We start from the raw sequence: 24,013 nt of genomic DNA, 5'->3' as shown, positions 1-24,013 counted from the left end.
CGATGCTACGCGCCATCGCAGCCGTCGCGGCACTGCTGGTGGCGCTCTGTTTTGCAACGGATACGTTTGCGCATGCGTCGCTGGTCGCTGCCGAACCTGCCGATGGCAGCGTCGTGGCCGAGGCGAAGACCCTGCAATTGCAGTTCAACGAAAGCGTCACACCCGCGGTTGTCAACCTGATCGATGCCGCGGGCAAGACGCGCGCCGTCACGGTTCGCGCGGTCGACCAATCCGTCGTGATCGTGTTGCCTGATGATCTGCCGCGCGGGACGCAGGTCGTCAGCTATCGCGTGGTTTCCCAGGACGGGCATCCCGTCGCGGGATCGCTGGTGTTTTCGATCGGCGTTGCGACGGCCAATACCGCCAGGTCGAATGGCGGCCCGGTTGCGATCCTGATCTGGCTGGCTCGCATCGGGGTTTATGTCGGCTTGTTCGCAGGCGTCGGCGGCGCGTTCTTTGCCGTATGGATCGGGCAGGGTTCCAGCGGTGCGCGCGTGATCACGGGCGCGCTTGCCGTCGGTGTCGCAAGCGCTGTCGCCTCGCTTGGCCTGCAGGGTCTCGACTTGCTCGATCTTCCGCTCGGCGGGCTGGCGACCTCAGCGCCATGGACTGGCGCGCTCGGAACCAGCCTCGGACCGTCGCTGCTGATTGCGATCGCGTCGATGGTCATCGCCGGGTTCGCGTGGCGCAGCCCGACCAGGATTACCGCTTGGGCGTTGACTGTTCTCGCGATGGCAGGCGTCGGGCTGTCGCTGGCAACCAGCGGACACGCCGCAACGGCGTCACCGAAATCGCTGACGGCGCCTGCGATGTTCCTCCACGGCGTTGCCATCGCCTTTTGGGTCGGCGCACTCGCGCCCCTTGTGGTGCTGGCGCGCCAATCGACGGGCGCGGTGGTGCCGGTGCTGCAACGGTTTTCGCGCCTGGCCGTGCCGGTCGTCGGATTTCTGGTGTTGAGCGGATTGGGTCTGGCGGTCATCCAGCTTGAGAGCTTTCATGCGCTGATCGACACCCGCTACGGCATTATCCTGCTGGTCAAATTGATACTGGTGACGGTCCTGCTTGGGCTCGCCGCGCTGAACCGATACCGCCTGACGCCGGCCGTGGCGGCTGATTCGGGGAATACGCGGCCGTTGATCGGTTCGATCCTGATCGAATGCGTCGTGGTGGCTTGTATCCTCGCCGTCGTCGCGGGCTGGCGTTTCACGCCGCCGCCGCGCGTGCTGGCGGCCGCCGCGCAGGCGCCGCTGGCGATCCATATCCACACCGAGACTGCGATGGCTCAGGTGTCGATCTCGCCGGGCAAAGTGGGTTCGGATGATTTTGTCCTGCAATTGATGACCGGCGACTTCGCCGCGCTATCGGCCAAGGAGGCGACCCTGACGCTGAGCCTGCCGGAGCGCGGTATCGAGCCATTCGAGCGTGAAGCGACGCGCGGACCGGATGGGTCCTGGCACGTGCGCGGCGTGCCGTTGCCGCTCGCCGGCCGTTGGCACATGCGGATCGATGCGCTGGTGACCGATTTCGAGAAAATCACTCTGGAGGGTGATTTCGAAGTACGGTGACGGGGTATGCTGCGTCGCCTCGCGCGCAAGCGCAATCTTGCGGCCAGCATGCGACAAAACAACCCGTCGGGCAAATCATTTCTGATTTATCGAAATCATGTCAAGCCCTAAATTTCTGTAAATCAAAAATATTTCCCTTTCCTTCGACCCCAAATCACCGGCACATCAATAGCCATCCCGTCCCGCTCAGAGGGGCGTTGGCCGTCGTCACAACGAGGGGCGGGTCGCGGTGGACGCCGATGTTGCGATTGACGGTCGCGGCTGAAGCGTACGGCGAAAGCGTGTGGTCCTGGCGCCCGTAACGGCGTCAAGTCCTGCGGGAGCTAACGCTTCCGAGGGACGACGGTGGCAATAGAGACCGTCTCACCGGGGAGAGCACGCCATAAGCCGTAAAGCCATTGCGCAGGGAATGTCGGATGCTCTCCGCTGCCCTGTATGCTCGTGTGCAGCTTTCTTTGCACTATTCGCACACGAGACCGCGGGTGCAGCGCGCATCCGGCATTCCCTGCGCCCTCTGAATTTTTGAGGGCGAGAAGTTTCCAACAAACCTCGGGCGCATCGCGTCGCGAGAATGCGAAGCTGCGTTTGGATGACGGTGCAACAACAAACACCACCGTCGTCCCGGCCTTGAGCTCAGATGCGCAATTGCGCATCTGAGTTCGCCGGGACGACAGAAGCGTATGGACACGCACCGTTCCCGGTCATTGCCTGCGAAGACCAACCCGGACCTGATCGCGCCGCAATCATGCGGTCAATTTCGGGGGCAGAACGGTCGGAAATCCGCATATCTTGCGGCTTTTTAAGGTGTTCCGGCCTTGTATTTTCGTAGCCGATCCGGTTTCACTGCCATTCTTCCTTATCGCCCCCTGATTCCCTGAGTTGACCCATGCGATTGTCGCGGTTTTTTCTGCCCATCCTGAAAGAGAATCCGAAAGAGGCGGAGATCGTCTCGCATCGCCTGATGCTGCGTGCCGGCATGATGCGGCAGGAAGCGGCGGGCATTTACGCCTGGCTGCCGCTGGGTTTTCGGGTGTTGAAGAAGATCGAGCAGATCGTCCGCGAGGAGCAGGACCGCGCAGGTGCCCTGGAACTGCTGATGCCGACGCTGCAGCTCGCCGACCTCTGGCGCGAGAGCGGCCGCTACGACGCCTATGGCCCGGAAATGCTGCGCATCAGCGACCGCCACAAGCGCGAACTGCTGTACGGGCCGACCAATGAGGAAATGATCACCGAGATCTTCCGCGCCTACGTCAAGTCCTACAAGAGTCTGCCGCTCAATCTCTACCACATCCAGTGGAAGTTCCGCGACGAGCAGCGTCCGCGTTTCGGCGTGATGCGTGGCCGCGAATTCCTGATGAAGGATGCCTATTCGTTCGACATCGACGAGGCGGCGGCGCGGCGCTCCTATAACCGGATGTTCGTCGCTTACCTGCGCACCTTCGCGCGGATGGGGTTGAAGGCGATCCCAATGCGCGCGGAGACCGGCCCGATCGGCGGCGATCTCAGCCACGAATTCATCGTGCTGGCCGAGACCGGCGAGTCCGGCGTCTATTGCGACAGCGACGTGCTCAACCTGCCGATCCCGGGCGACGACGTCGATTATGACGGCGATTTGACCCCGATCATCAAGCAATGGACCTCGGTCTATGCCGCGACCGAGGACGTGCACGATGCCGCGCGCTTCGACAGCGAAGTGCCTGCCGAGAACAAGGTGCACACCAGGGGCATCGAGGTCGGCCAGATCTTCTACTTCGGCACCAAATATTCCGACGCCATGAAGGCGATGGTCGCGGGCGCCGACGGTGTCGACGTCCCGATCCATGGCGGCTCCTACGGCGTCGGCGTGTCGCGCCTGGTCGGCGCCATCATCGAGGCCTGCCATGACGATGCCGGCATCAAATGGCCCGAAGCGGTGGCCCCGTTCACCGCCGTGATCCTGAACCTGAAGCAGGGCTCCAGCGACACCGATGCCGCCTGCGAGGCGCTGTACCGCGAGCTCGAGGCCACGGGCGTCGATGTCCTCTATGACGACACCGATCAGCGCGCAGGGGCGAAGTTCGCCGCCGCCGACCTGATCGGTATCCCCTGGCAGATTCTGGTCGGTCCCAAGGGCCTCGCCGAGGGCAAGCTCGAGATCAAGCGGCGCAGCGACGGCTCACGCGAGAATCTCAGCCCGGCGGAAGCGGTCGCCAAGATAGTTGGACGATAAGCGGAAGATAGCGGGATAAAGATTATCCACGGGGGGCGGGTATTCTTGGCCATTCCCGGCCACATTTGGCCCCGAATCATGGGATTATCGAAAGATGGATGAGACCATGAACGAGACAGTCCGAACCCCGCCGTTTTCGCAGTTCGAATGGCTGTTGTCGGGGCGTTACCTGCGGGCGCGTCGCAAGGAAGGGTTCATTTCCGTCATCGCCGGTTTTTCGTTCCTCGGCATCATGCTCGGCGTTGCGACGCTGATTATCGTGATGGCCGTGATGAACGGCTTTCGCAAAGAGCTGCTGGACAAGATCCTCGGCCTCAACGGACATCTCTTAATTCAGCCGCTGGAATCGCCGCTGACCGACTGGAAGGATGTCGCCGAGCGTATCAACCAGGTTCAGGGCATCCGGCTGGCCGCGCCGGTGGTTGACGGTCAGGCGTTGGCGTCCTCGTATTTCAACGCCTCGGGCGTGCTGGTGCGGGGTATACGTTCCGCGGACCTGAACAACCTCACCTCGGTCGCCAAGAACATCAAGCAGGGCACCCTGGAAGGCTTCGACGAGGGGCAGGGCGTCGCGATCGGTCGCCGGCTCGCCGATACGCTGTCGTTGCATGCCGGCGACAGCATCACCTTGGTTGCCCCGAAGGGGGCCGTGACCCCGATGGGTACCACACCCCGCATCAAGGCCTACAAGGTCGCCGCGGTGTTCGAGATCGGCATGTCGGAATACGATTCGAGCTTCGTGTTCATGCCGCTGCCGGAGTCGCAGGCCTATTTCAACCGCAAGGACGACGTCACAGCGATCGAGGTGTTCACCTCCAATCCGGACAAGATCGACGCTTTCCGCAAGCTGGTGACGGAAGCGGCCGGGCGGCCGGTGTTCCTGGTCGACTGGCGGCAGCGCAATTCGACCTTCTTCAACGCGCTGCAGGTCGAACGCAACGTGATGTTCCTGATCCTGACCATGATCGTGCTGGTCGCAGCGCTCAACATCGTGTCCGGCCTGATCATGCTGGTCAAGGACAAGGGCCAGGACATTGCGATCCTGCGCACCATGGGTGCCTCGCAGGGCTCGATCATGCGGATATTCCTGATCACGGGGGCTGCGATCGGCGTGGTCGGCACGCTGACCGGCTTTTTTGTCGGCATGCTGGTTTGCCTGAACATCGAATCGATCCGGCAATTCCTGTCGTGGATGACCAATACCGAGCTGTTCTCGCCGGAGCTCTACTTCCTGTCCAAGCTGCCCGCCGAGATCGATTTCGGCGAGACCACCGCGGTGGTGATCATGGCGCTGACGCTGTCGTTCCTGGCCACGCTGTATCCGTCCTGGCGCGCCGCGCGCCTCGATCCCGTCGACGCACTCCGGTACGAGTGATGGGTGAGACCATGAAGGAGACAGTTCGTACCCCGCCGTTCTCACAGTTCGAATGGCTGTTGTCCGGGCGTTACCTGCGGGCGCGCCGCAAGGAAGGCTTCATTTCCGTCATTGCCGGTTTTTCGTTCCTCGGCATCATGCTCGGCGTTGCGACGCTGATCGTCGTGATGGCCGTGTTGAACGGCTTTCGCAAGGAACTGCTGGACAAGATCCTCGGCCTCAACGGGCATCTGCTGGTCCAACCTCTGGAATCGCCGCTGACGGACTGGAAGGATGTCGCCGAGCGGATCAGCCTGATTCAGGGTGTCCGGCTGGCCGCGCCGGTGGTTGACGGTCAGGCGTTGGCGTCGTCGGCCTTCAACGCCTCGGGCGTGGTGGTGCGCGGCATGCGCGCCGCTGACCTGAAGAACCTCACCTCGATCTCGGCGAACATCAAGCAGGGCACGCTGGAAGGCTTCGACGAGGGGCAGGGCGTCGCGATCGGTCGCCGGCTCGCCGATACGCTGTCGTTGCGTGCCGGCGACAGCATCACCTTGGTTGCCCCGAAGGGGGCTGTGACCGCGATGGGCACCACGCCGCGCATCAAGCCCTACAAGGTCGCCGCCGTGTTCGAGATCGGCATGTCGGAATATGACTCAGGCTTCGTGTTCATGCCGCTGCCGGAGTCGCAGGTCTATTTCAACCGCAAGGACGACGTCTCCGCGATCGAGGTGTTCACCAGCAATCCGGACAAGATCGACACTTTCCGCAGGCTGGTGACGGATGCGGCCGGGCGGCCGGTGTTCCTGGTCGACTGGCGGCAGCGCAACTCGACCTTCTTCAATGCGCTGCTGGTCCAACGCAACGTGACGTTCCTGATCCTGACCATGATCGTGCTGGTCGCGGCGCTCAACATCGTCTCCGGCCTGATCATGCTGGTCAAGGACAAGGGCCAGGACATTGCGATCCTGCGTACCATGGGCGCCTCGCGGGGCTCGATCATGCGGATATTCCTGATCACGGGAGCCGCGATCGGCGTGGTCGGCACGCTGACCGGCTTTTTCGTCGGCATGCTGATTTGCCTCAACATCGAATCGATCCAGACATTCCTGTCGTGGCTCACCAACACCGACATATTTCCGCGAGAGATCTATTTCCTCTCGAAGCTTCCGGCCGAGATCGCCTTCCGCGAGACCTCTGCCGTCGTGATCATGGCGCTGACGCTGTCGTTCCTGGCCACGCTCTATCCGTCCTGGCGCGCGGCGCGCCTCGATCCCGTGGACGCGCTCCGCTATGAGTGAGGGCAAAATGGCCGAGGGCGCGGAAGATGTTCCGGTGGTCTATCTCCACGAGATAAAACGCCAGTACACGCAGGGCGAGGCGACGCTGACCATTCTCAACGGCGCCAAGCTCGCGCTGTGGGCCGGGCAGTCGGTGGCGCTGGTGGCGCCGTCGGGCTCGGGCAAGTCGACGCTGCTGCATATCGCGGGCCTGCTCGAAAGCCCCGATGACGGCGAGGTCTATGTCGGGGGAGCGCCGACCTCGCAATTGTCAGACATCGACCGCACCCATATCAGGCGTTCCGACATCGGCTTCGTCTACCAGCAGCACCGGCTGCTGCCGGAATTCACCGCGCTCGAAAACGTCATGCTGCCGCAGATGATCCGCGGTCTCAAGCGCAACGAGACCATCAAGCGTGCAACAGAGATCCTGGCCTATCTCGGTCTTGGCGAACGCATCACCCACCGCCCGGCCGAACTGTCCGGCGGCGAGCAGCAGCGCGTCGCGATCGCACGCGCGGTCGCCAATGCGCCGCGGGTGCTGCTGGCGGACGAGCCGACCGGCAACCTCGATCCGCACACCGCCGATCACGTGTTCAACGCCCTGATGCAGCTCGTGAAGGCGACGCGGGTCGCGATGCTGATCGCAACCCACAACATGGAATTGGCCGGGCGCATGGATCGGCGGGTGTCGCTGGTGGACGGTCAGGTCGTCGAGCTGGAATGACGACAGCTTCACAATGGAATTGGAATCGCTCCACACATTCGAATCTCGTTGAGCTCGGAGCGCGCTCGTCGGTTCGATCACGGATCGTTGAACATCTTTAGCCGCGCACGCGCGCCATCTCTTCAACACAATCGCACACGGTGATACCGCTGCGCGGTTCCATTGTGATTTTTCTGCGGCGAACGTCACGCAATGTTTCGAAAAGTGCCTGTTACACAATATTAACTTACATTTTCACTGAACTCGTTTCGCGTGCGCTGTTGCAGCCAAGTGACAGTAATTCAAACGAACAATGATATGACGCTGCCACGGCCTTGGGGGCTGTACCAACTGGAACGGGAATTAAAAAAGATGAAGAAGGTTTTGCTTGTAACGGCCAGTCTGATCGCGCTCGGCGCGGCTGCGCCGGCAGTGGCTGCGGATCTCGCTGCGCGTCCTTACACCAAGGCGCCGCCGATGATCGCCGCTGTGTATGACTGGAGTGGTTTCTACATCGGCGTCAACGGTGGCGGCGGTTGGAGCCGCAATGACTGGGACGCGGTCGCTCCCAACGTTGCGTTTGGCCCCGAGGGTTCGCATGACGCATCGGGCGCCACGGTCGGTGGTCAGATCGGCTATCGCTGGCAGGCCGGCACCTGGGTGTTCGGCTTGGAAGCGCAGGGCAACTGGGCTGACTTCAAGGGCTCGAACACCAGCCTGCTGTTCCCCGGCTTCGTCAACCACTCGAAGATCGACGCGTTCGGCCTGTTCACCGGTCAGGTCGGCTATGCCGTCAACAACGTCCTGCTCTACGTCAAGGGCGGTGCTGCTGTGACCTCGAATCGTAACCACATCAACACCGTTGCTGGCGCGCTTGCTGCGTCCACCGGCGACGACACCCGCTGGGGTGGCACGGTCGGTGCTGGCCTCGAATACGGCTTCGCCCCGAACTGGTCGATTGGCGTCGAATACAATCACATCTTCCTGCAGGATCGGACCTACACGTTCACCACGCCGGCTGGCGTGTTCTTCGGCACCGATCGCATCAGCCAGGACGTCGATCTCGTGACCGCTCGCCTGAACTACAAGTTCGGTGGCCCGATCATCGCCAAGTACTGATCTAACTGAGTACTGATTTCGCTATCCTCTGGCGAGACCATCAAAGCCCCGGGCATTGCCCGGGGCTTTTTTGTTGGGCCCGGTCGGGATGGTCAGACATCGCGGAAGTGTTTGTTAACGCGAGAGCGCCAGTCCACTTATCGCGTCCTTAACTACAGGGCTGTCGCGGACTTGAATTAGCTCACCGCCGGCGCATAGTTGCACAATGGCAAGTAGCATCTGGACCACAGAAGAATTTACCTGCCCCGGTTGCGGGATGGATTACTCCGCGACGAGGGAGCAGCATCAGCACAAGCATGCGGGCAAATTCGAATGCATGGTTTGCCAGACCGAAGTCCACGCTTGGTCCGGTACCCATGATTATTTCGGCTGGAAGCCGATCAGGCGGACGCAGCCGGTCTTTGGACGAAAAACGGCGTAGCCGCGCGGGCTGGAATTGGTCAGCTTGCGAAGGCATATACGGGGCATGAAAATAAGATTCCCCATCGTCGTATCAGCCGTCCTACTCGCCGCCGCAGCCCTCTTGGTTTTCAACGGCCGCCTTCACGCGCGCGGTCCCCATCACCCCACGACAGAATGCGGCTTCTGGGGGTCGATGGAGGCGGGGATGTCGTGCCAATGACAGCTTCCCGGAGGGCTGGAAAACAGACCGGGCCGGGCGCATATTTGGGGCATGGAAAACGTACACAAATGCACATCCGTGCTGAGCCCGCTGATTGCGGAGGCCAAGACGGGCGCCATTCCTCTGGCAGAAAATGCCATCAACGAGATGGTCGCCGTGACGCCCGCACTTCAGCAAAGGGACGCCTTGGAAAGCGTTCGGTCGGTGGTGAAAGCTCACGGAGACGCGGCCGGGCCCGGCTCTCAGTGCGACTTTGCAGATGCCGTGAATGACTACATCGAAAAGCTGATGAGAGCGCTCATCTGATACCCGAGCGCCCCGCGACCCCAACCAACGCCAAGTCGATGATAGACCCCGCGACGGGAGGCGGCCCGGAGTGGGTCAGTTTGATTGTTGCAGAGTTCCGGGCTGGAAAAAGGGCGGTTCCAGGCGCATATTCCGGGGATGGCGACAATTGTCCAATGCAATTGCGGCGCCGAGTACAGACGCACTGAAGAGAAGTTCTTGGTACCGCAAACAGGTGACGCGGTCTGCACGGTCTGCGGGGCTGCGCTGGAGTCGTGGTGGAATAGCGGCCACGTTCCCACATACGAGCTTATTGAACGGCCTCGGACAGAAGGCGGGAATGGCAAGCCACCCGAAACGCCCTAGCGACCCCAACCAGCTCGCCAAGCGATCACAGACATTGCGACGGGGGGACGGGCCCCCAAGAATTAACCACGGGGGTCATTCTTCAAACTGACCCGCCAGGCGCGCTTGACTCTTAGAACAAAAAAGGAACAATGTTCCTCATATGTTCTTGGATCGGGAGTGCCTGCGATGTTGAGGATGTTTGTGGAAGAAGCCGCCGCTCTGGCGTCGATTACGCTGTTTGTCGGGATGATCGCGGTGTGGGCGCAGCTCATTCCCCAGCTCTGAGGTGGGGCGGGATCGGGGCCGGCGTACCCGCAAAGCAGGCTTCGACAGCCCCTTGGGGAAAAGCCGGATGGCGGGCGCAAGCTGAGCGTTCCGCGTGGACTCCGCTAGCCCAACGCATCACCATTGGAGTTGGCGAGTCGGCGCCCGGGGAAGTGTCTCGGAGAGCCTGACGATCGCTCCCATCCACGATGCAAGAGCCCTCAAAGCGACATGTCCAACGCCGGATTCGTTCATCTCCACGTTCATTCGGCCTATTCGCTGCTGAAGGGTTCGATCAAGATCGCCAAGCTCGGCGAGCTTGCCAAAGCCGACCGCCAGCCGGCGCTGGCGCTGACCGATACCGACAACATGTTCGGGGCGCTGGAATTCTCCGACAAGATGGCGGGCTATGGCATCCAGCCGATCGTCGGGTTGGAACTCGCGATCGATTTCGGCGACCAGGATCCCAACGCGCGCAATGCGCTTGCCACCGCACCTGCGCGAATCGTGCTGCTGGCGGCGCGCGAGCGCGGCTATCGCAGCCTGATGCACCTGAACTCGCGGGCGTTCCAGGAGACGCCGGTTCACCAATCCCCGCATATCAAGCTCGAATGGCTTGAAGGCTACTCGGAGGACCTGATCGCGTTGACCGGCGGCCCCGAGGGGCCGATCTCGCTGGCGCTGCACGGCGATCATTCAGCGCTGGCGGGGACGCGCTGCGACCGGCTGACCAGCCTGTTCGGCGACCGCCTCTATGTCGAATTGCAGCGCCACGGCATCGACAAGGAGCGCCGTGTCGAATCGGGCCTGATCGATCTCGCCTATGCCAAGGGCCTTCCGCTGGTCGCGACCAACGAGCCGTATTTCGCAAGCACTGACGATTACGAAGCCCACGACGCGCTGCTATGCATCGCCGGCGGCCGCCTGATCGCCGAGACCGACCGCGAACAGCTGACGCCGGATCACCGCTTCAAGACCCGCGCCGAAATGGCGGTCCTGTTCGCCGACATTCCGGAAGCGCTGGCTTCCACCGTCGAGATCGCCGAACGCTGTTCGTTCCGGCCGATGACGCGCAAGCCGATCCTGCCGCGCTTCACGGTCGGCGCGGGATCGGGATCCGATGCGGTAGGCGAAGAGGCTGCCGAACTGAAGCGTCAGGCCGAGGAGGGGCTTGCCAGGCGCCTTTCGGTGCATGGCCTGTCGCAGGGCACCTCGAAGGAGGATTACCAGAAGCGGCTGGCGTTCGAGATCGACGTCATCAACCGCATGAACTATGCGGGCTACTTCCTCATCGTTTCCGACTTCATCAAATGGGCCAAGGACAACGACATTCCGGTCGGGCCGGGCCGCGGCTCGGGCGCGGGATCGCTGGTGGCCTATGCGCTGACCATCACCGACCTCGATCCGCTTCGGTTTGGCCTGCTGTTCGAGCGCTTCCTCAATCCGGAACGCGTCTCGATGCCGGACTTCGACATCGACTTCTGTCAGGATCGCCGCGGCGAGGTCATCGACTACGTGCAGCAGCGCTACGGCCGCGATCAGGTGGCGCAGATCATCACCTTCGGAACGCTGCAGGCGAGGGGCGTGCTGCGCGACGTCGGCCGTGTGCTGCAGATGCCTTACGGGCAGGTCGACAAACTGACCAAATTGGTGCCGCAGAATCCCGCAGCCCCGGTAACGCTGGCTGCGGCGATCGAGAGTGAACCAAAACTGCAGGCGTTCCGCGACGAAGACCCCGTTGTGGCGCGTGCCTTCGACATCGCGCAGCGCCTGGAAGGACTGACCCGGCACGCTTCGACGCACGCCGCCGGCATCGTGATCGGCGATCGCCCCTTGAGCGAACTGGTGCCGCTCTATCGCGATCCCAAATCCGACATGCCGGTGACCCAGTTCAACATGAAATGGGTCGAGCCGGCTGGCCTCGTGAAGTTCGACTTTCTCGGCCTGAAGACGCTGACCGTGCTCGACGTCGCGGTCAAATTGCTCAGGCAACGCAATATCCATGTCGATCTGGCAACGCTGCCGATCGAAGATGCCCCGAGCTACCAGATGCTGGCCAGGGGCGATGTGGTCGGCGTGTTCCAGGTGGAAAGCCAGGGCATGCGGCGCGCGCTAGTCGACATGCGGCCCGACCGCTTTGAGGACATCATCGCGCTGGTGGCGCTCTATCGGCCCGGCCCGATGGCTAACATTCCGACCTATTGCGCGCGCAAGCACGGTGACGAGGAGCCGGAATATCTGCATCCGATCCTGGAGCCGATCCTGAAGGAAACCTTCGGCGTCATCATCTACCAGGAACAGGTGATGCAGATCGCCCAGGTGATGGCCGGCTATTCGCTCGGCGACGCCGACCTGCTGCGCCGCGCGATGGGCAAGAAGATCCGCGCCGAGATGGAGAAGCAGCGCGCGATCTTCGTCGCCGGGGCGGTCAAGAACGGCGTGCCGAAGGGGCAGGCCGATACGATCTTCGAACTCTTGGCAAAGTTCGCCGACTACGGCTTCAACAAGAGCCACGCCGCGGCTTACGCGCTGGTGTCCTATCACACCGCCTATATGAAGGCGCACTATCCGGTCGAGTTCTTGGCCGCGTCGATGACGCTCGAACTCAACAACACCGACAAGCTCAGCGAGTTTCGCGCCGAGGCGCAGCGGCTCGGCATCAAGGTCGAGGCGCCCAATATCAACCGCTCGGGTGCGACCTTCGAGGTTGGCGAAAACACCATCTATTATGCGCTGGCAGCGCTGAAGGGCGTCGGCCCGCAGGCGGTCGAACTGATCGTGGAGGAACGGCGCAAAGGGCTGTTCACCTCGCTCGCCGATTTCGCCGCGCGCGTTAATCCGCGCGCCATCAACAAGCGCGTCATCGAAAGCCTGGCGGCCGCCGGCGCTTTCGACACGATCGATTCAAACCGCGCGCGGGTATTTGGCGGCGCGGAGGCTATTCTGGCCGCCTGCCAGCGCAGCCACGAGGCGTCGACGATCGGGCAGAACGACATGTTCGGCGGCGCCGCGGATGCTCCGACCATCATGCTGCCGCAGATCGAACCGTGGTTGCCGGCCGATCGGCTGCGGCGCGAATACGACGCCATCGGCTTCTTCCTGTCGGGCCATCCGCTCGACGACTATGCCATGGTGTTGAAGCGGCTGCGCGTGCAGTCCTGGGCGGAATTCTCGCGCGCGGTCAAAACCGGCGCGACCGCCGGCAAGGTCGCGGCCACTGTCGTCTCGCGCATGGAGCGGCGGACCAAGACCGGCAACAAGATGGGCATCATGGGCCTGTCCGACCCGACCGGCCATTTCGAAGCGGTGCTGTTCTCCGAAGGCCTCGCGCAATATCGCGACGTGCTGGAGCCGGGGGCTGCCGTGTTGCTGCAGCTCGGCGCCGAACTGCAGGGCGAGGACGTGCGGGCAAGGGTGCTGCATGCCGAGCCGCTGGATGACGCGGCGGCCAAAACCCAGAAGGGTTTGCGGATTTTCGTCCGCGACACCAAGCCGCTGGATTCGATCGCACGACGGCTGAACATGCCGGAGCCGGTCGTGCCCGGCGCGCCAAAGGGCCTGCCGGCGAAACCGGCGCCCGCGCCGGTGGGGGGCGCCGACGGCGACGTCTCGCTGGTGATCATGCTCGACCTCGAAACCGAGGTCGAGATGAAGCTTCCCGGTCGCTTCAAGGTCTCGCCGCAGATCGCCGGCGCGATCAAGGCGGTGTCGGGCGTGGTGGATGTGCAGACGCTTTAGCGGGCTGGGCGCTATTCCTGCTCGATATCTTCGAGGCGGACGCCGCGCCCTGATTGCAGGCTGTTGCGGGCCCGCTCGATGCGCTGCAGAAATCGCGGATCGTTTTCGAGCCGATATTCAAACCAGTCTTCCTCTGACTCGAACCCGATCAGAATACCCGCTGGTTTGCCGTGACGCGTGATCACGATCTCCTGCGTTTCGGCTTCGCGGAGATACCGAGATAGATCGTCCTTGACTTCGGAGAGCGGAACTTCCTTCACGCCGGCTTTGCGAATTGTGCGAGCCATGAGTCGGCCTCCAATTTAGCCACGATCGCCAAAATCTCGACGGTGGTTTCGGTTACATCGTAGAATATTCGTACGTCGCCGACCCGAAGGCGATATTGCGGCTTGCGCAACCCGCGCAACCGCTTGATGCGGCTTCGGCTCAATTTTCGCGGTTCATGCCGCAAATGCGTTTCAAGCGCTGACCGGACATCTGTCCTGATGTTCGCTTTCAGTCCTTTGAGGTCTTCGACAGCCTCAGGGGCCAAGACAATCTCGAACGGCATTTTGGCTATATTATAGCCAGATTAGGCCGTCGTCAAACTAGGTCAGGATTTGGCGCAGGCCGACGGGCTGGCTCGACCTCGAAACCGAGGTCGAGATGAAGCTTCCCGGCCGCTTCAAGGTCTCGCCGCAGATCGCCGGCGCGATCAAGGCGGTGTCGGGCGTGGTGGATGTGCAGACGCTTTAGGCGCTGGGCAATTAACCGGTCACTCGGATTACACGGCACAGCTATTGCAACCTCACGATGTTCTCGGCTATGCCCTCGCCGGGACAAGCGCTGGGGGTGTTATGTTGAAGCGTGGAATTGCCTTGCTGTCGGGGGCGTTGCTGTTGTCGGGCTGTATGACCGCCAAAGTCGGAACAGACTATGCGGCGATGTCGCAAAAGATCGGTCCGCCAAAACCAGGACAGTCCCGGGTAGTGGTGCTTCAACAAAAGCGCGACGGCCTGTCCATGTCCCTTTGTGCCTGCGATGTGAAGCTGGACGGTAGACCAATGGGCAAGGTGGTGGTCGGAACCTACGCCTATGCCGATCTCCCGGCAGGTCCGCACCATCTCTCTGCGACCGAAGTGATGTTTCCCGGCGAGTCCAGGCGAGATTTCACCACGGCGCCCGGCCGCACTTACTTCTTTCTGGTCAAGTCGAGCGCGAGGCATGACGCGGTAACCGGCACGACCATGGTTGCGGGATTGGCGGGGGCCCTGGTTGCGTCCGTTGCAACGTCCGGCAGCGATAATACAGGACCGGCCGACCTTATTGCGCTGGACGAGCCGACGGCGAGAACGACGCTCGCCGAACTACAATTGGTGGACTAACGGCAGCTGAGGCCCGCAGCGGCTCGGAGCCGGGCGATGAGCCGCGGACCGCGGTAGTCCGGCATCGTCGCGACCTCTCCTGTTACAGCGACCGTGCGATCAGCAGCTTCATGATCTCGTTGGTGCCGCCGTAGATCTTCTGGATCCGCGCGTCGACGAACATCCGCGAGATCGGATATTCCTCCATGTAGCCGTAGCCGCCGTGGAGTTGCAGGCATTCATCCGCGGTCTCCACCTGCTTCTGGGAGCACCACCATTTCGCCATCGAGGCGGTGACCGTGTCGAGATCGCCGGCGACCAGGCGTTCGACGCACCAGTCGACGAAGACGCGCGCGATGACAGCTTCGGTCTTGCGCTCGGCCAGCTTGAAAGCGGTGTTCTGGAATTCGATGATCGGCTTGCCGAAGGCCTTGCGTTCCCTGGTGTAGTCGGCGGTCAGCTTGATCGCGCGCTCCATCGACGCCACGGCGCCGACGGCAAGCGAGAGGCGCTCCTGCGGCAATTGCTGCATCAGCTGCACGAAGCCGTTGCCTTCCTCGCTGCCCAGCAGGTTTTCCGGCGGCGCCACCGCATTGTCGAAGAATAATTCCGACGTGTCGGAGGCGTGCAGGCCGATCTTGTCGAGGTTGCGGCCGCGGCGGAAACCTTCATTGCCTTCGGCTTCCAGGACGATCAACGAGATTCCCTTGGCGCCGGGCTCGCCGGTGCGCGCGACCACGATGATCAGGTCCGCAGCCTGGCCGTTCGTAATGAAAGTCTTCTGGCCGTTGATGACGTAATTGTTGCCCTGCTTTTTGGCCGTCGTCCGTACGGCCTGCAAATCGGAGCCCGTGCCCGGTTCGGTCATGGCGATAGCGCCGACGAACTCGCCGCTGGCCATTTTCGGCAACCAGCGTTGTTTCTGTTCCTCGGACCCGTAGTTCAAAATGTAATGCGCGACGATGGCGCTATGCACCGAGTACCCGGTCGTTACTTCCGGTACCACGGTTTCGAGATCCTCGATCACGGCAGCTTCATAGGCGAAGCTGGCACCCAACCCGCCATAGGCTTCCGGGATACTCGGGAGCAGGGCGCCCATCTCGCCCAGCGCCCGCCAGGCCGAGCGATCGACCATCTTCTGATCGCGCCAGATCTCCGCATGCGGCGCCAGGTCCTTGGCGAGGAACTTGCGAAACTGATCGCGAAAAGCGTCCAGCTCCTCCGTCATCCAGGATGATCGATATTGCATTGGATCCCCGCGCTAGATGATGAGGCCGCCACCGCAGACGACGACTTGCCCACTGATGTAGTTCGATTCCGGGCTGCAGAACAGATAGACCGCATCGGCGGCTTCTTCCGGCGTGCCGCCGCGTCCGAGCGGAATCATTTTCGCCATCGCGTCGAGCATCTGGGGCTGGACCCCGACCTTGATGTCACGGCCGGCGACGTCGATGGTCTTCTGCTGGGTTTCGATCGGTTGGGTCAGGCGCGTATTGATCAGGCCGAAGGCCACGCAATTGACGTTCACCTTGTAGCGTCCCCATTCCTTGCAAAGCGTGCGCGTCAGCCCGATCAGCGACGCCTTGGCCGACGAATAGCTGGCCTGGCCTGCGTTACCGTAAAGGCCGGCGATTGAGGAGATGTTGACCACCTTGCGAAACACTTCGCGGCCGGCTTCGGCCTCTTTCTTTGCCATGATCCGGATCGGCTCGGAGGCGGCGCGCAGCAGACGGAACGGTGCGACCAGGTGGACGTCAAGCATGGCCTGGAACTGCTCGTCGGTCATCTTCTGGATCGTCGAGTCCCAGGTATAACCGGCGTTATTGACGATGATGTCGAGGCCGCCGAATGTTTCCATGGCTGCGCCGACGAAACGGTCGGAGAAACCGGCCTCGGAAACACTGCCGTTGATCGCGATGGCTTCGCCGCCCGCGCCACGTATTTCCGCGGCAACGGCGTCGCCCGGCGCCGCATCGAGATCGTTGACCACGACCTTCGCGCCCTCGCTGGCGAGTTTCAGCGCGATGGCGCGGCCGATGCCTCGCCCCGATCCCGTAATCAGCGCGACTTTTCCCTTGAGCTTGGTCATTTGTTTTCCCTGATCAGAGTGCGATGACGGCTTCGCCGGCGAGTTTGAGATCGCCGCTCTCGTCCTTGGTCGTCAGCGCCAGCTTCGCGCATCGCTCGCCATCATGTTCGACGAATTCGGAAACATGTCCCTCGCAGGTCAGGCGTGCGCCGAGCTGCGTGATCGCGACGAAGCGCGTCGAGAACATGCGAAGCCGCGGGGGAGGGACCGCATCGGTCAGCGCCTGGCCGAGATAGCCCATGACCAGCATGCCGTGGGTAAAGACATCAGGATATCCGGCGGCCTTGGCGAAATCCAGGTCGACATGGATCGGGTTGTGGTCGCCCGAGGCGCCGCAATAGAGCGCCAGCGTGTGGCGGCTGATCGGCGGAAACACCTTGTGAACGATGCGGTCGCCTATCGCGGGTTGGGTTTTCACGGGCGTACTCATGCGGTTGCCGGATTGAGCACCACCACGGTGCGCGAGACGTCCGCGACGTGGGTGCCGTTCTGGTTGGTGACTTTGGTTTCGATGCCGACCAGCGTCATCGCGCCCCCCTTTTTGTCGGCGGCGCTGACGATGCGCGGCTCGAACAGCAGCGTGTCGCCGACCACCACGGGGGCGCGGTACTTGAAGCGCTGTTCGCCATGCAGCAGGCGCCCGATGTCGACGCCGATCACGGTGATGAATTCGAAGGCCTGTTCGGCGTCCATCATCTCAAGGCAGAACAGATAGGTCGGCGGTACCGGCGTCGCGGTGTAGCCGGAAGCCAGCGCGGCCTTGGCATCGCCATAGACCGGATTGGTCTCGCCGAGCGTCTCGCGGAAATAACGCAGGCGTCCGGGTTCGACATGCGCGGTGACAGGCGACAGGCTGCGCCCGATGACGGATGGATCGATCATGTCAGGGCCTCAGGCGCGTTCATAGAGGGTGACGACGCAGGCGCCGCCAAGGCCAAGATTGTGCTGCAAAGCGCGCGTTGCACCGTCCACCTGTCGCGCCTCCGCCGAGCCGCGCAACTGATGCGTGAGCTCGTAGCATTGCGCCAGACCGGTGGCGCCGAGCGGGTGCCCCTTGGACAGCAGCCCGCCGGACGGATTGGTCACGGTCTTGCCGCCATAGGTGTTGTTGCCGTCGTCGATGAAGCGCTCCGCGCCGCCGTCAGGGCACAGGCCGAGGGCCTCATAGGTGATCAGCTCATTGTGCGCGAAGCAATCGTGCAGCTCGACGACGTCGAGATCGCCAGGACCGATGCCGGCGGCCTCGTAAACCTTGTTCGCCGCGGCGCGCGTCATGTCGAAGCCCACCACCTGCATCATGTCGCCGGCCTTGAAGGTGGAGGGCGTATCGGTGGTCATCGCCTGCGCCGCGATCCGGACGTCCTTGCGGAGGCCGTGCTTGCTGGCGAATTTCTCCGAGACCAATACTGCCGCCGCACCCCCGCAGGTTGGCGGGCAGGCCATCAGCCGCGTCATCACGCCGGGCCAGATCACCTGGTCGTTCATGACGTCGTCAGCGCTGACTTCCTTGCGGAACAGCGCCAGCGGATTGTTCTTGGCATGCCGGCTCGCCTTGGCGCGCACCTTGGCGAACGAGGTCAGCGGCGTGCCGTATTTCTTCATGTGGCTGAGACCGGCGCCGCCGAAATAACGCAGCGCCAGCGGAACGCCTTGCGCGTCGACCAATTTGTCGGCCGCGGCGTCGAACTCGTCGAACGCGCTCGGCCGGTCGGTGAAAACAGCGCCGAGCGCGCCGGGCTTCATCTGCTCGAAACCGAGCGCCAGCACGCAATCGAGCGCGCCTGATTCAATCGCCTGCCGCGCCATGAACAGCGCGGTCGAACCGGTCGAGCAGTTGTTGTTGACGTTGATGATGGGGATGCCGGTCATGCCGACCTGGTAGAGCGCGCGCTGCCCGCAGGTTGAATCGCCGTAGACATAGCCGGCATAGGCCTGCTGGATCATCTCGTAGCCGACGCCGGCGTCAGCCAGCGCGAGCCTGGTCGCTTCCGCGCCCATCACCGGGTAGGGCGCGCTCGCGCCCGGCTTGACGAAGGGGATCATGCCGACGCCGGCAACATAGACGCTGGATGTCATGGTACGCTCCCTTTATTACCCATTGGACTTTTTATTACCCATGGGTAATATACGGGCCGACGGAGCCCGTCAATGCAGAGCAGGCAATTATCAGGATGGATGCGCAGTCACCCGAAACCAATCCATCGCCATGGATGCCGTTCGAGAGCCGCCGCCGCGCGCGCGACGAGAAGCGCGAAGCCGTGCTGCGCACCGCGGTGCGGCTGTTTCTCGAGCAGGGCTATCACCGTGTCACGCTGAACGATGTCGCCGAGCGGCTGAACATCACCAAGCCGGCGCTGTACAATTATTTCCGCAGCAAGGACGAGATCCTGTTCGAATGCTGGGCGTCGGGGCAGGAGATCGTCGACGGGTTCATTGCTGAAATCGACAATGGCGGCGGCAATGCGCTCGCCAAACTGCGCAAGCTGATCCAGGCTTATGCCGAGCAGATGACGACTGATTCCGGCGCCAGTTTGGTGCGGTTCGATGCGCGCGACCTGACCACGAAAAACCAGAAGATCGTCCGCGCCGCAAAGAAACGCATCGACCGGACGTTCCGCAAATACCTCGCCGACGGCGTCGCCGACGGTTCGATCAAGCCGTGCGACCCGAAGCTCACGGCTTTTGCCATCGCAGGTTCACTGAACTGGATCGGTCATTGGTATCAGCGCGACGGCGCGTGGTCGGCGGAAGCCGTCGCCAGCCGGTTCGCGGCTCAACTCACCGAAGGGCTGGCAAACGACCAGCCAGGGAAACGCGGCCCGGCAACGCCGAAGAAAAGCCGGCCGGCAAAGGGAGGACGGAAATGAACATCACGCACGGCCTGCGGCGCGCGCTGCAGATCAATCCGAACGGCCTTGCCATCGTCTGTGGCGACCGCAAGAAAAGCTGGCGCGAGGTCGGCGACCGCGTGGCGCGGCTTGCCGCCGGCATCCGGGCCCTCGGCGCGCAAGCCGGCGACCGGATCGCGATCCTGTCGCTCAATTCCGACCGCTATCTCGAGCTTTATCTTGCGGCCGGCTGGTCCGGCACTGTGATCGTGCCGCTCAACATCCGCTGGAGCCCGCTGGAGAACGAGGACGCCATGCGCGACTGCCGCGCCGGCATCCTGTTCGTCGACAAGGCCTTTGCTGCGGTCGGCGCGACGCTCGCTCAGGCGATCCCGGGCCTCAAGCTGATCTATGCCGATGATGGGGACGCCCCCGCCGGCATGGAGGGGTATGAGGCGTTGATCGCGCGCAGCGCGCCGATGCAGGATGCGATGCGCAAAAGCGAGGATATCGCCGGCATCTTCTATACCGGCGGCACCACCGGACGCTCCAAGGGCGTGATGCTCAGCCACGGCAATCTGATGGTCAATGCGCTGAACGCGCTCGGCGAAGGCCTGTGGCCGAGCAGCACGGTCTACCTGCACGCTGCGCCGATGTTCCACCTTGCCAATGGGGCGGCTATGTATTCGGTGCTGCTGAGCGGCGGCTCCAACGTCATCATCCAGGGTTTTACGCCCGACGGCGTCGCCGGCGCGATGCAACGCGATCGCGTGACCGACGTGCTGCTGGTGCCGACCATGATCCAGATGTTCGTCGATCATCCCAAACTCGGCGAGTACGACCTGTCGTCGCTGACGGGTATCGCCTACGGCGCCTCCGTCATCAGCGATGCCGTGCTCAGCCGCGCCATGAAGGCATTGCCGAACGTGCAGTTCACGCAAGCCTATGGCATGACGGAATTGTCGCCGATCGCGACGATACTGCACTGGAAGGAGCATATCGGCGATGGTCGCGCCAAGGGGCGGCATCGCGGCGCCGGCCGTCCCACGCTGGGCTGCGAGGTCAAGATCGTCGATGCCGATGACAAGGTGGTGCCATCAGGCACCGTCGGCGAGATCGCCGTGCGCGGTGACAATGTGATGATGGGCTATTGGGAGCGGCCCGAGGAAACCGCCAAGGCCATCATCGACGGCTGGATGCACACCGGCGACGGCGGCTACATGGATGACGACGGCTTCGTCTACGTGGTCGACCGCGTCAAGGATATGATCATCTCCGGCGGCGAGAACGTCTATTCGGCCGAGGTCGAGAACGCGCTGGCGCAGCATCCGTCGGTGGCGCAATGCGCCGTGATCGGTATTCCGAGTGAGCGCTGGGGCGAGCAGGTTCACGCCATTGTCGTTCCCAAGCCTGGCGCGAGGGTAACCCCCGACGAGTTGATGGATTTCTGCAAGACGCTGATCGCAGGTTACAAATGCCCGCGCAGTGTCGAGGTCACGCAGACCCCGCTGCCATTGTCCGGCGCCGGCAAGATCCTGAAGCGTGAGTTGCGCAAGCCGTATTGGGAAAACCGCCAGCGCATGGTGAGCTGAGGCCGCCGCGTGTGCGCCGGCCCGCCATTCGACGCTGGCGAGGCATCCTGGATTGATGGACGTGCTGCCGGCGAGGGCTTTCCCTGCATTGCGGAGTCGTCATCGCATTTTTTTGCGATGCCGTCCGATCCGTCGTATAGTCGAGCCAGGGGGAACTGTTCTGCATCACGGGGATACCACCTGAAATCGCAGCAACGGAGGTCCGCCATGAAAGTCAAAGACGCGATGCACAAGGGCGTCGACTGGGTCAGCCCCGACACGCCTGTCACCGAAATCGCAAAGCTGATGCGAGCGCATGATATCGGCTGCATTCCGATCGGGGAGGACGATCAGCTGATCGGAATGGTGACCGATCGCGACATCGTCTGCAAAGGACTTGCTGGCAACGGCTTCGATGCCAGCCGGGCCAAGGCGCGCGACGTGATGACCGAAGGTATCCACTGCTGCCGGGAGGACGATGACCTCGCCAAGGCGGTGCATCACATGGAGACGCTGAAAGTCCGCAGGTTGCCGGTGATCAACAAAAGCAAGCGGATGGTCGGCATGATCAGCCTGGGTGACATCAGCCATTCAACGTCCGGCGACGTGGTGTCCGGGTACGTCAAGAGCGTTTCAGCCCATCACTGAAGCACGGCGACGCCTCGCGACGCGGCTGTTCAACGGCGAACGCGCGCGATGGCGTTGCTTGAGGTCGCTCGACCGGCGCTCGAGCGGCCTCAATCGTGCGTTGTGAAGTGGCCATGCCAGGCCTTCGCGGTCAATCGTGCGAACTGCTCGCGGTCCAGACGGATGAGTGTAGCGTGGTCGCCACCCTCCATGTAGATCTCGCTCTGCGCATCGACGCTGTCGTCGACGATGACATCGAGCCCAAAGCATTCGCCAACCGGCGGTACGGCCCCGCGCTCGCAGTCGCCAAACAGCTTCGCGACCTCCTCTTCGCTCGCCAGATCAACCTTGTGGCCGAGCTGCATTTTCAAGGCCGGCAAATGGAGATGGCGGGAAGCCGGAAGGATCGCCATCATGTAGCCGTCCTCACGGCGAAGGACGACGCCTTTGGCCAGCGCGTCGCCCGGCACATGGCAAGCCTCGGCCGTGCGCGTCGACGACATGGTGCGGGCATGAGGGATCAATTCGTAGGTGACGGTCTGGTCCAGGTAGTTCTGCAGGGTCGGGGAGACGGTCATAACGGTTCCTCCATTGCAACGCGCAATCCGGACATCGGGAGGAACTCGCGTCGTCGCCTCACGATGCGGGCGCTTGCGAATTGGGTGAAGGTTACGCCTGCCGGAAGCCGGCGACAATGCGAATCGTTCTCACCATCCCGGCCGAGATAGGGTCTCCGCGGGGGTTTTCGGCGGATTAGGGCCCCGAATGCCCGCATTTATGGGCCTGGACCGGGCCAGCTGGCGACAAAAACCGGCCGTATTTCCTTGCTTCTGGCTGGAATCCGGCTATATACCGCGCCATCTCACACGGAAGCATGGCTCTCAAAGGCCGTCCGGTGGCAGCCGGGCCATAAGGCTCGTCTGCTCACACGCTTCCGGAGGAACCAACCGGAGAAGTATTACCATGGCGCTACCCGATTTTTCTATGCGTCAGCTGCTTGAAGCTGGCGTTCACTTTGGCCACCAATCGCACCGCTGGAATCCCAAGATGGCGGATTTCATCTTCGGTGCCCGCAACAACATCCACATCATCGACCTCGCGCAGACCGTGCCGTTGCTGCACACCGCGTTGAAGGCGGTCAGCGACACCGTCGCCAAGGGCGGCCGTATCCTGTTCGTCGGTACCAAGCGACAGGCGCAGGACGGCGTTGCCGAGGCCGCCAAGCGGTCGGCGCAGTATTTCGTCAATTCGCGCTGGCTCGGCGGTACGCTGACCAACTGGAAGACCATTTCCGGTTCGATCAAGCGGCTGCGTCATCTCGATGAAGTGCTCAATTCCGGCGATGCCAACGCCTACACCAAGAAGGAACGGCTGACGCTGCAGCGCGAGCGCGACAAGCTCGACCGTTCGCTCGGCGGCATCAAGGACATGGGCGGGCTTCCCGACATGATCTTCGTGATCGACACCAACAAGGAAGACATCGCGATCCAGGAAGCGCAGCGGCTCAACATTCCCGTCGCCGCGATCGTCGACACCAATTCCGATCCCAAGGGCATCACCTATGTGGTGCCGGGCAATGACGACGCCGGCCGCGCCATTTCGCTGTATTGCGATCTGGTGGCCCGCGCCGCCATCGACGGCATCTCGCGCGCCCAGGGCGACCACGGCATCGACATCGGCGCTTCCGCGCAGCCGGTCCGTGAGGAAATCCCGGCTGCTCCGCAGCCGGCCGGCTTCCAGGGTCTGGCGGGCCCCCGTGGCACCGCCGACAACCTCAAGAAGCTCACCGGCGTGTCGGGTGCGATCGAGAAGAAGTTCAACGATCTCGGTATCTTCCACTATTGGCAGCTGGCCGAATTGGATCACGATACCGCGCACAAGATCGGCGAAGAGGTCGGACTTCCGAGCCGCGCCGATGGCTGGGTTGCCCAGGCCAAGGCGATGACCGCGGAAGCGGAATAATTGTAACGCCGCGTGGCCGGCCTTCCGGCCACCGGTTTGATTTCCCTGTTACGGCATTCCTGTAGCTGATGGCGGCACGGCGCAAGGCGCGCCGCGCTCGTGG

Annotated in this window: 21 protein-coding genes; 13 read left to right on the top strand and 8 right to left on the bottom strand. The window is 62.6% G+C overall.

Annotated features, from left to right (window positions below):
* Window positions 1-2: 2 nt before the first annotated feature.
* From JQ597_RS02175 to dnaE, 8 genes are all read left to right on the top strand, one after another.
* Complete coding sequence (locus JQ597_RS02175) at window positions 3-1,565, top strand: copper resistance CopC/CopD family protein (protein ID WP_212262414.1); 1,563 nt, start codon at window positions 3-5, stop codon at window positions 1,563-1,565.
* A gap of 886 nt (window positions 1,566-2,451) precedes the next feature.
* Window positions 2,452-3,774, top strand: a complete 1,323-nt coding sequence (gene proS / locus JQ597_RS02170) for a proline--tRNA ligase (protein ID WP_212262412.1) — start codon at window positions 2,452-2,454, stop codon at window positions 3,772-3,774.
* A gap of 94 nt (window positions 3,775-3,868) precedes the next feature.
* The gene (locus JQ597_RS02165; protein WP_212262410.1) at window positions 3,869-5,149 is read left to right on the top strand and encodes a lipoprotein-releasing ABC transporter permease subunit; all 1,281 of its coding nucleotides are present in this window, start codon (window positions 3,869-3,871) and stop codon (window positions 5,147-5,149) included.
* Window positions 5,149-6,429 carry a lipoprotein-releasing ABC transporter permease subunit gene (locus tag JQ597_RS02160; RefSeq protein ID WP_212262408.1) on the top strand — a complete coding sequence of 427 codons (1,281 nt, stop codon included), beginning with the start codon at window positions 5,149-5,151 and terminating at the stop codon, window positions 6,427-6,429. The genes JQ597_RS02165 and JQ597_RS02160 overlap by 1 nt, the downstream gene beginning before the upstream one ends.
* A complete protein-coding gene (locus JQ597_RS02155; protein ID WP_409363298.1) occupies window positions 6,422-7,135 on the top strand; it encodes an ABC transporter ATP-binding protein in 714 nt (237 codons plus the stop codon). The genes JQ597_RS02160 and JQ597_RS02155 overlap by 8 nt, the downstream gene beginning before the upstream one ends.
* Before the next feature lie 351 nt (window positions 7,136-7,486).
* On the top strand, window positions 7,487-8,233 hold the full coding sequence (locus tag JQ597_RS02150) for an outer membrane protein (protein WP_212262407.1): 747 nt from the start codon (window positions 7,487-7,489) through the stop codon (window positions 8,231-8,233).
* 673 nt (window positions 8,234-8,906) lie between these two features.
* The gene (locus JQ597_RS02145) at window positions 8,907-9,161 is read left to right on the top strand and encodes a hypothetical protein (protein ID WP_212262405.1); all 255 of its coding nucleotides are present in this window, start codon (window positions 8,907-8,909) and stop codon (window positions 9,159-9,161) included.
* A gap of 822 nt (window positions 9,162-9,983) precedes the next feature.
* Window positions 9,984-13,490: a DNA polymerase III subunit alpha gene (gene dnaE, locus JQ597_RS02140; protein ID WP_212262403.1), complete on the top strand. Its 3,507-nt coding sequence runs from the start codon at window positions 9,984-9,986 to the stop codon at window positions 13,488-13,490.
* A gap of 11 nt (window positions 13,491-13,501) precedes the next feature.
* On the opposite strand, the gene JQ597_RS02135 is transcribed toward dnaE, so the two are convergent.
* Complete coding sequence (locus JQ597_RS02135) at window positions 13,502-13,777, bottom strand: type II toxin-antitoxin system Phd/YefM family antitoxin (RefSeq protein ID WP_212262401.1); 276 nt, start codon at window positions 13,775-13,777, stop codon at window positions 13,502-13,504.
* Window positions 13,747-14,040 carry a type II toxin-antitoxin system RelE family toxin gene (locus JQ597_RS38430; RefSeq protein WP_502754148.1) on the bottom strand — a complete coding sequence of 98 codons (294 nt, stop codon included), beginning with the start codon at window positions 14,038-14,040 and terminating at the stop codon, window positions 13,747-13,749. The genes JQ597_RS02135 and JQ597_RS38430 overlap by 31 nt, the downstream gene beginning before the upstream one ends.
* Window positions 14,041-14,347: 307 nt before the next feature.
* Here JQ597_RS38430 and JQ597_RS02125 point away from each other — a divergent pair, with 307 nt between their 5' ends.
* Window positions 14,348-14,854 (top strand): DUF2846 domain-containing protein, encoded by a 507-nt coding sequence (locus tag JQ597_RS02125; protein ID WP_249147153.1) that lies wholly within the window; start codon window positions 14,348-14,350, stop codon window positions 14,852-14,854.
* Between the two features lie 82 nt (window positions 14,855-14,936).
* Here the strand turns inward: JQ597_RS02125 and JQ597_RS02120 are convergent, their stop codons facing one another.
* From JQ597_RS02120 to JQ597_RS02100, 5 genes are read right to left on the bottom strand one after another with little or no spacing between them, the layout of a single operon-like run.
* Entirely contained in the window at window positions 14,937-16,082 is a 1,146-nt protein-coding gene (locus JQ597_RS02120) for an acyl-CoA dehydrogenase family protein (RefSeq protein WP_212262395.1), read from the bottom strand.
* Window positions 16,083-16,094: 12 nt separating this feature from the next.
* On the bottom strand, window positions 16,095-16,922 hold the full coding sequence (locus tag JQ597_RS02115; protein ID WP_212262393.1) for an SDR family NAD(P)-dependent oxidoreductase: 828 nt from the start codon (window positions 16,920-16,922) through the stop codon (window positions 16,095-16,097).
* Between the two features lie 13 nt (window positions 16,923-16,935).
* A complete protein-coding gene (locus JQ597_RS02110; RefSeq protein ID WP_212262391.1) occupies window positions 16,936-17,352 on the bottom strand; it encodes a MaoC family dehydratase in 417 nt (138 codons plus the stop codon).
* Entirely contained in the window at window positions 17,349-17,804 is a 456-nt protein-coding gene (locus tag JQ597_RS02105; protein WP_212262389.1) for a MaoC family dehydratase N-terminal domain-containing protein, read from the bottom strand. Before JQ597_RS02105 ends, JQ597_RS02110 begins: the two co-directional genes overlap by 4 nt.
* Window positions 17,805-17,813: 9 nt before the next feature.
* Window positions 17,814-18,998, bottom strand: a complete 1,185-nt coding sequence (locus JQ597_RS02100; RefSeq protein ID WP_212262387.1) for a lipid-transfer protein — start codon at window positions 18,996-18,998, stop codon at window positions 17,814-17,816.
* A 95-nt stretch (window positions 18,999-19,093) separates the two neighbouring features.
* Between JQ597_RS02100 and JQ597_RS02095 the strand changes: the two genes are divergently transcribed.
* The 3 genes from JQ597_RS02095 to JQ597_RS02085 all read left to right on the top strand — a co-directional run bounded on the left by JQ597_RS02095 (window position 19,094) and on the right by JQ597_RS02085 (window position 21,969).
* A complete protein-coding gene (locus tag JQ597_RS02095; protein WP_249147152.1) occupies window positions 19,094-19,789 on the top strand; it encodes a TetR/AcrR family transcriptional regulator in 696 nt (231 codons plus the stop codon).
* Window positions 19,786-21,342, top strand: a complete 1,557-nt coding sequence (locus JQ597_RS02090; RefSeq protein ID WP_212262385.1) for an acyl-CoA synthetase — start codon at window positions 19,786-19,788, stop codon at window positions 21,340-21,342. Before JQ597_RS02095 ends, JQ597_RS02090 begins: the two co-directional genes overlap by 4 nt.
* Before the next feature lie 207 nt (window positions 21,343-21,549).
* The gene (locus JQ597_RS02085) at window positions 21,550-21,969 is read left to right on the top strand and encodes a CBS domain-containing protein (RefSeq protein WP_192733411.1); all 420 of its coding nucleotides are present in this window, start codon (window positions 21,550-21,552) and stop codon (window positions 21,967-21,969) included.
* An 89-nt stretch (window positions 21,970-22,058) separates the two neighbouring features.
* On the opposite strand, the gene JQ597_RS02080 is transcribed toward JQ597_RS02085, so the two are convergent.
* Window positions 22,059-22,526, bottom strand: a complete 468-nt coding sequence (locus JQ597_RS02080) for an aminoacyl-tRNA deacylase (RefSeq protein ID WP_212262383.1) — start codon at window positions 22,524-22,526, stop codon at window positions 22,059-22,061.
* Between the two features lie 385 nt (window positions 22,527-22,911).
* On the opposite strand from JQ597_RS02080, the gene JQ597_RS02075 reads away from it, so the two are divergent.
* Entirely contained in the window at window positions 22,912-23,910 is a 999-nt protein-coding gene (locus JQ597_RS02075) for a 30S ribosomal protein S2 (RefSeq protein ID WP_192733409.1), read from the top strand.
* Window positions 23,911-24,013 lie beyond the last annotated feature (103 nt).

Origin of the sequence: Bradyrhizobium sp. AUGA SZCCT0177, assembly GCF_018130125.1 — a bacterium.
Taxonomy (GTDB): domain Bacteria; phylum Pseudomonadota; class Alphaproteobacteria; order Rhizobiales; family Xanthobacteraceae; genus Bradyrhizobium.
The sequence above is the reverse complement of the archived record's forward strand: the minus strand, read 5'-3'. Positions and strand labels throughout refer to the sequence as shown.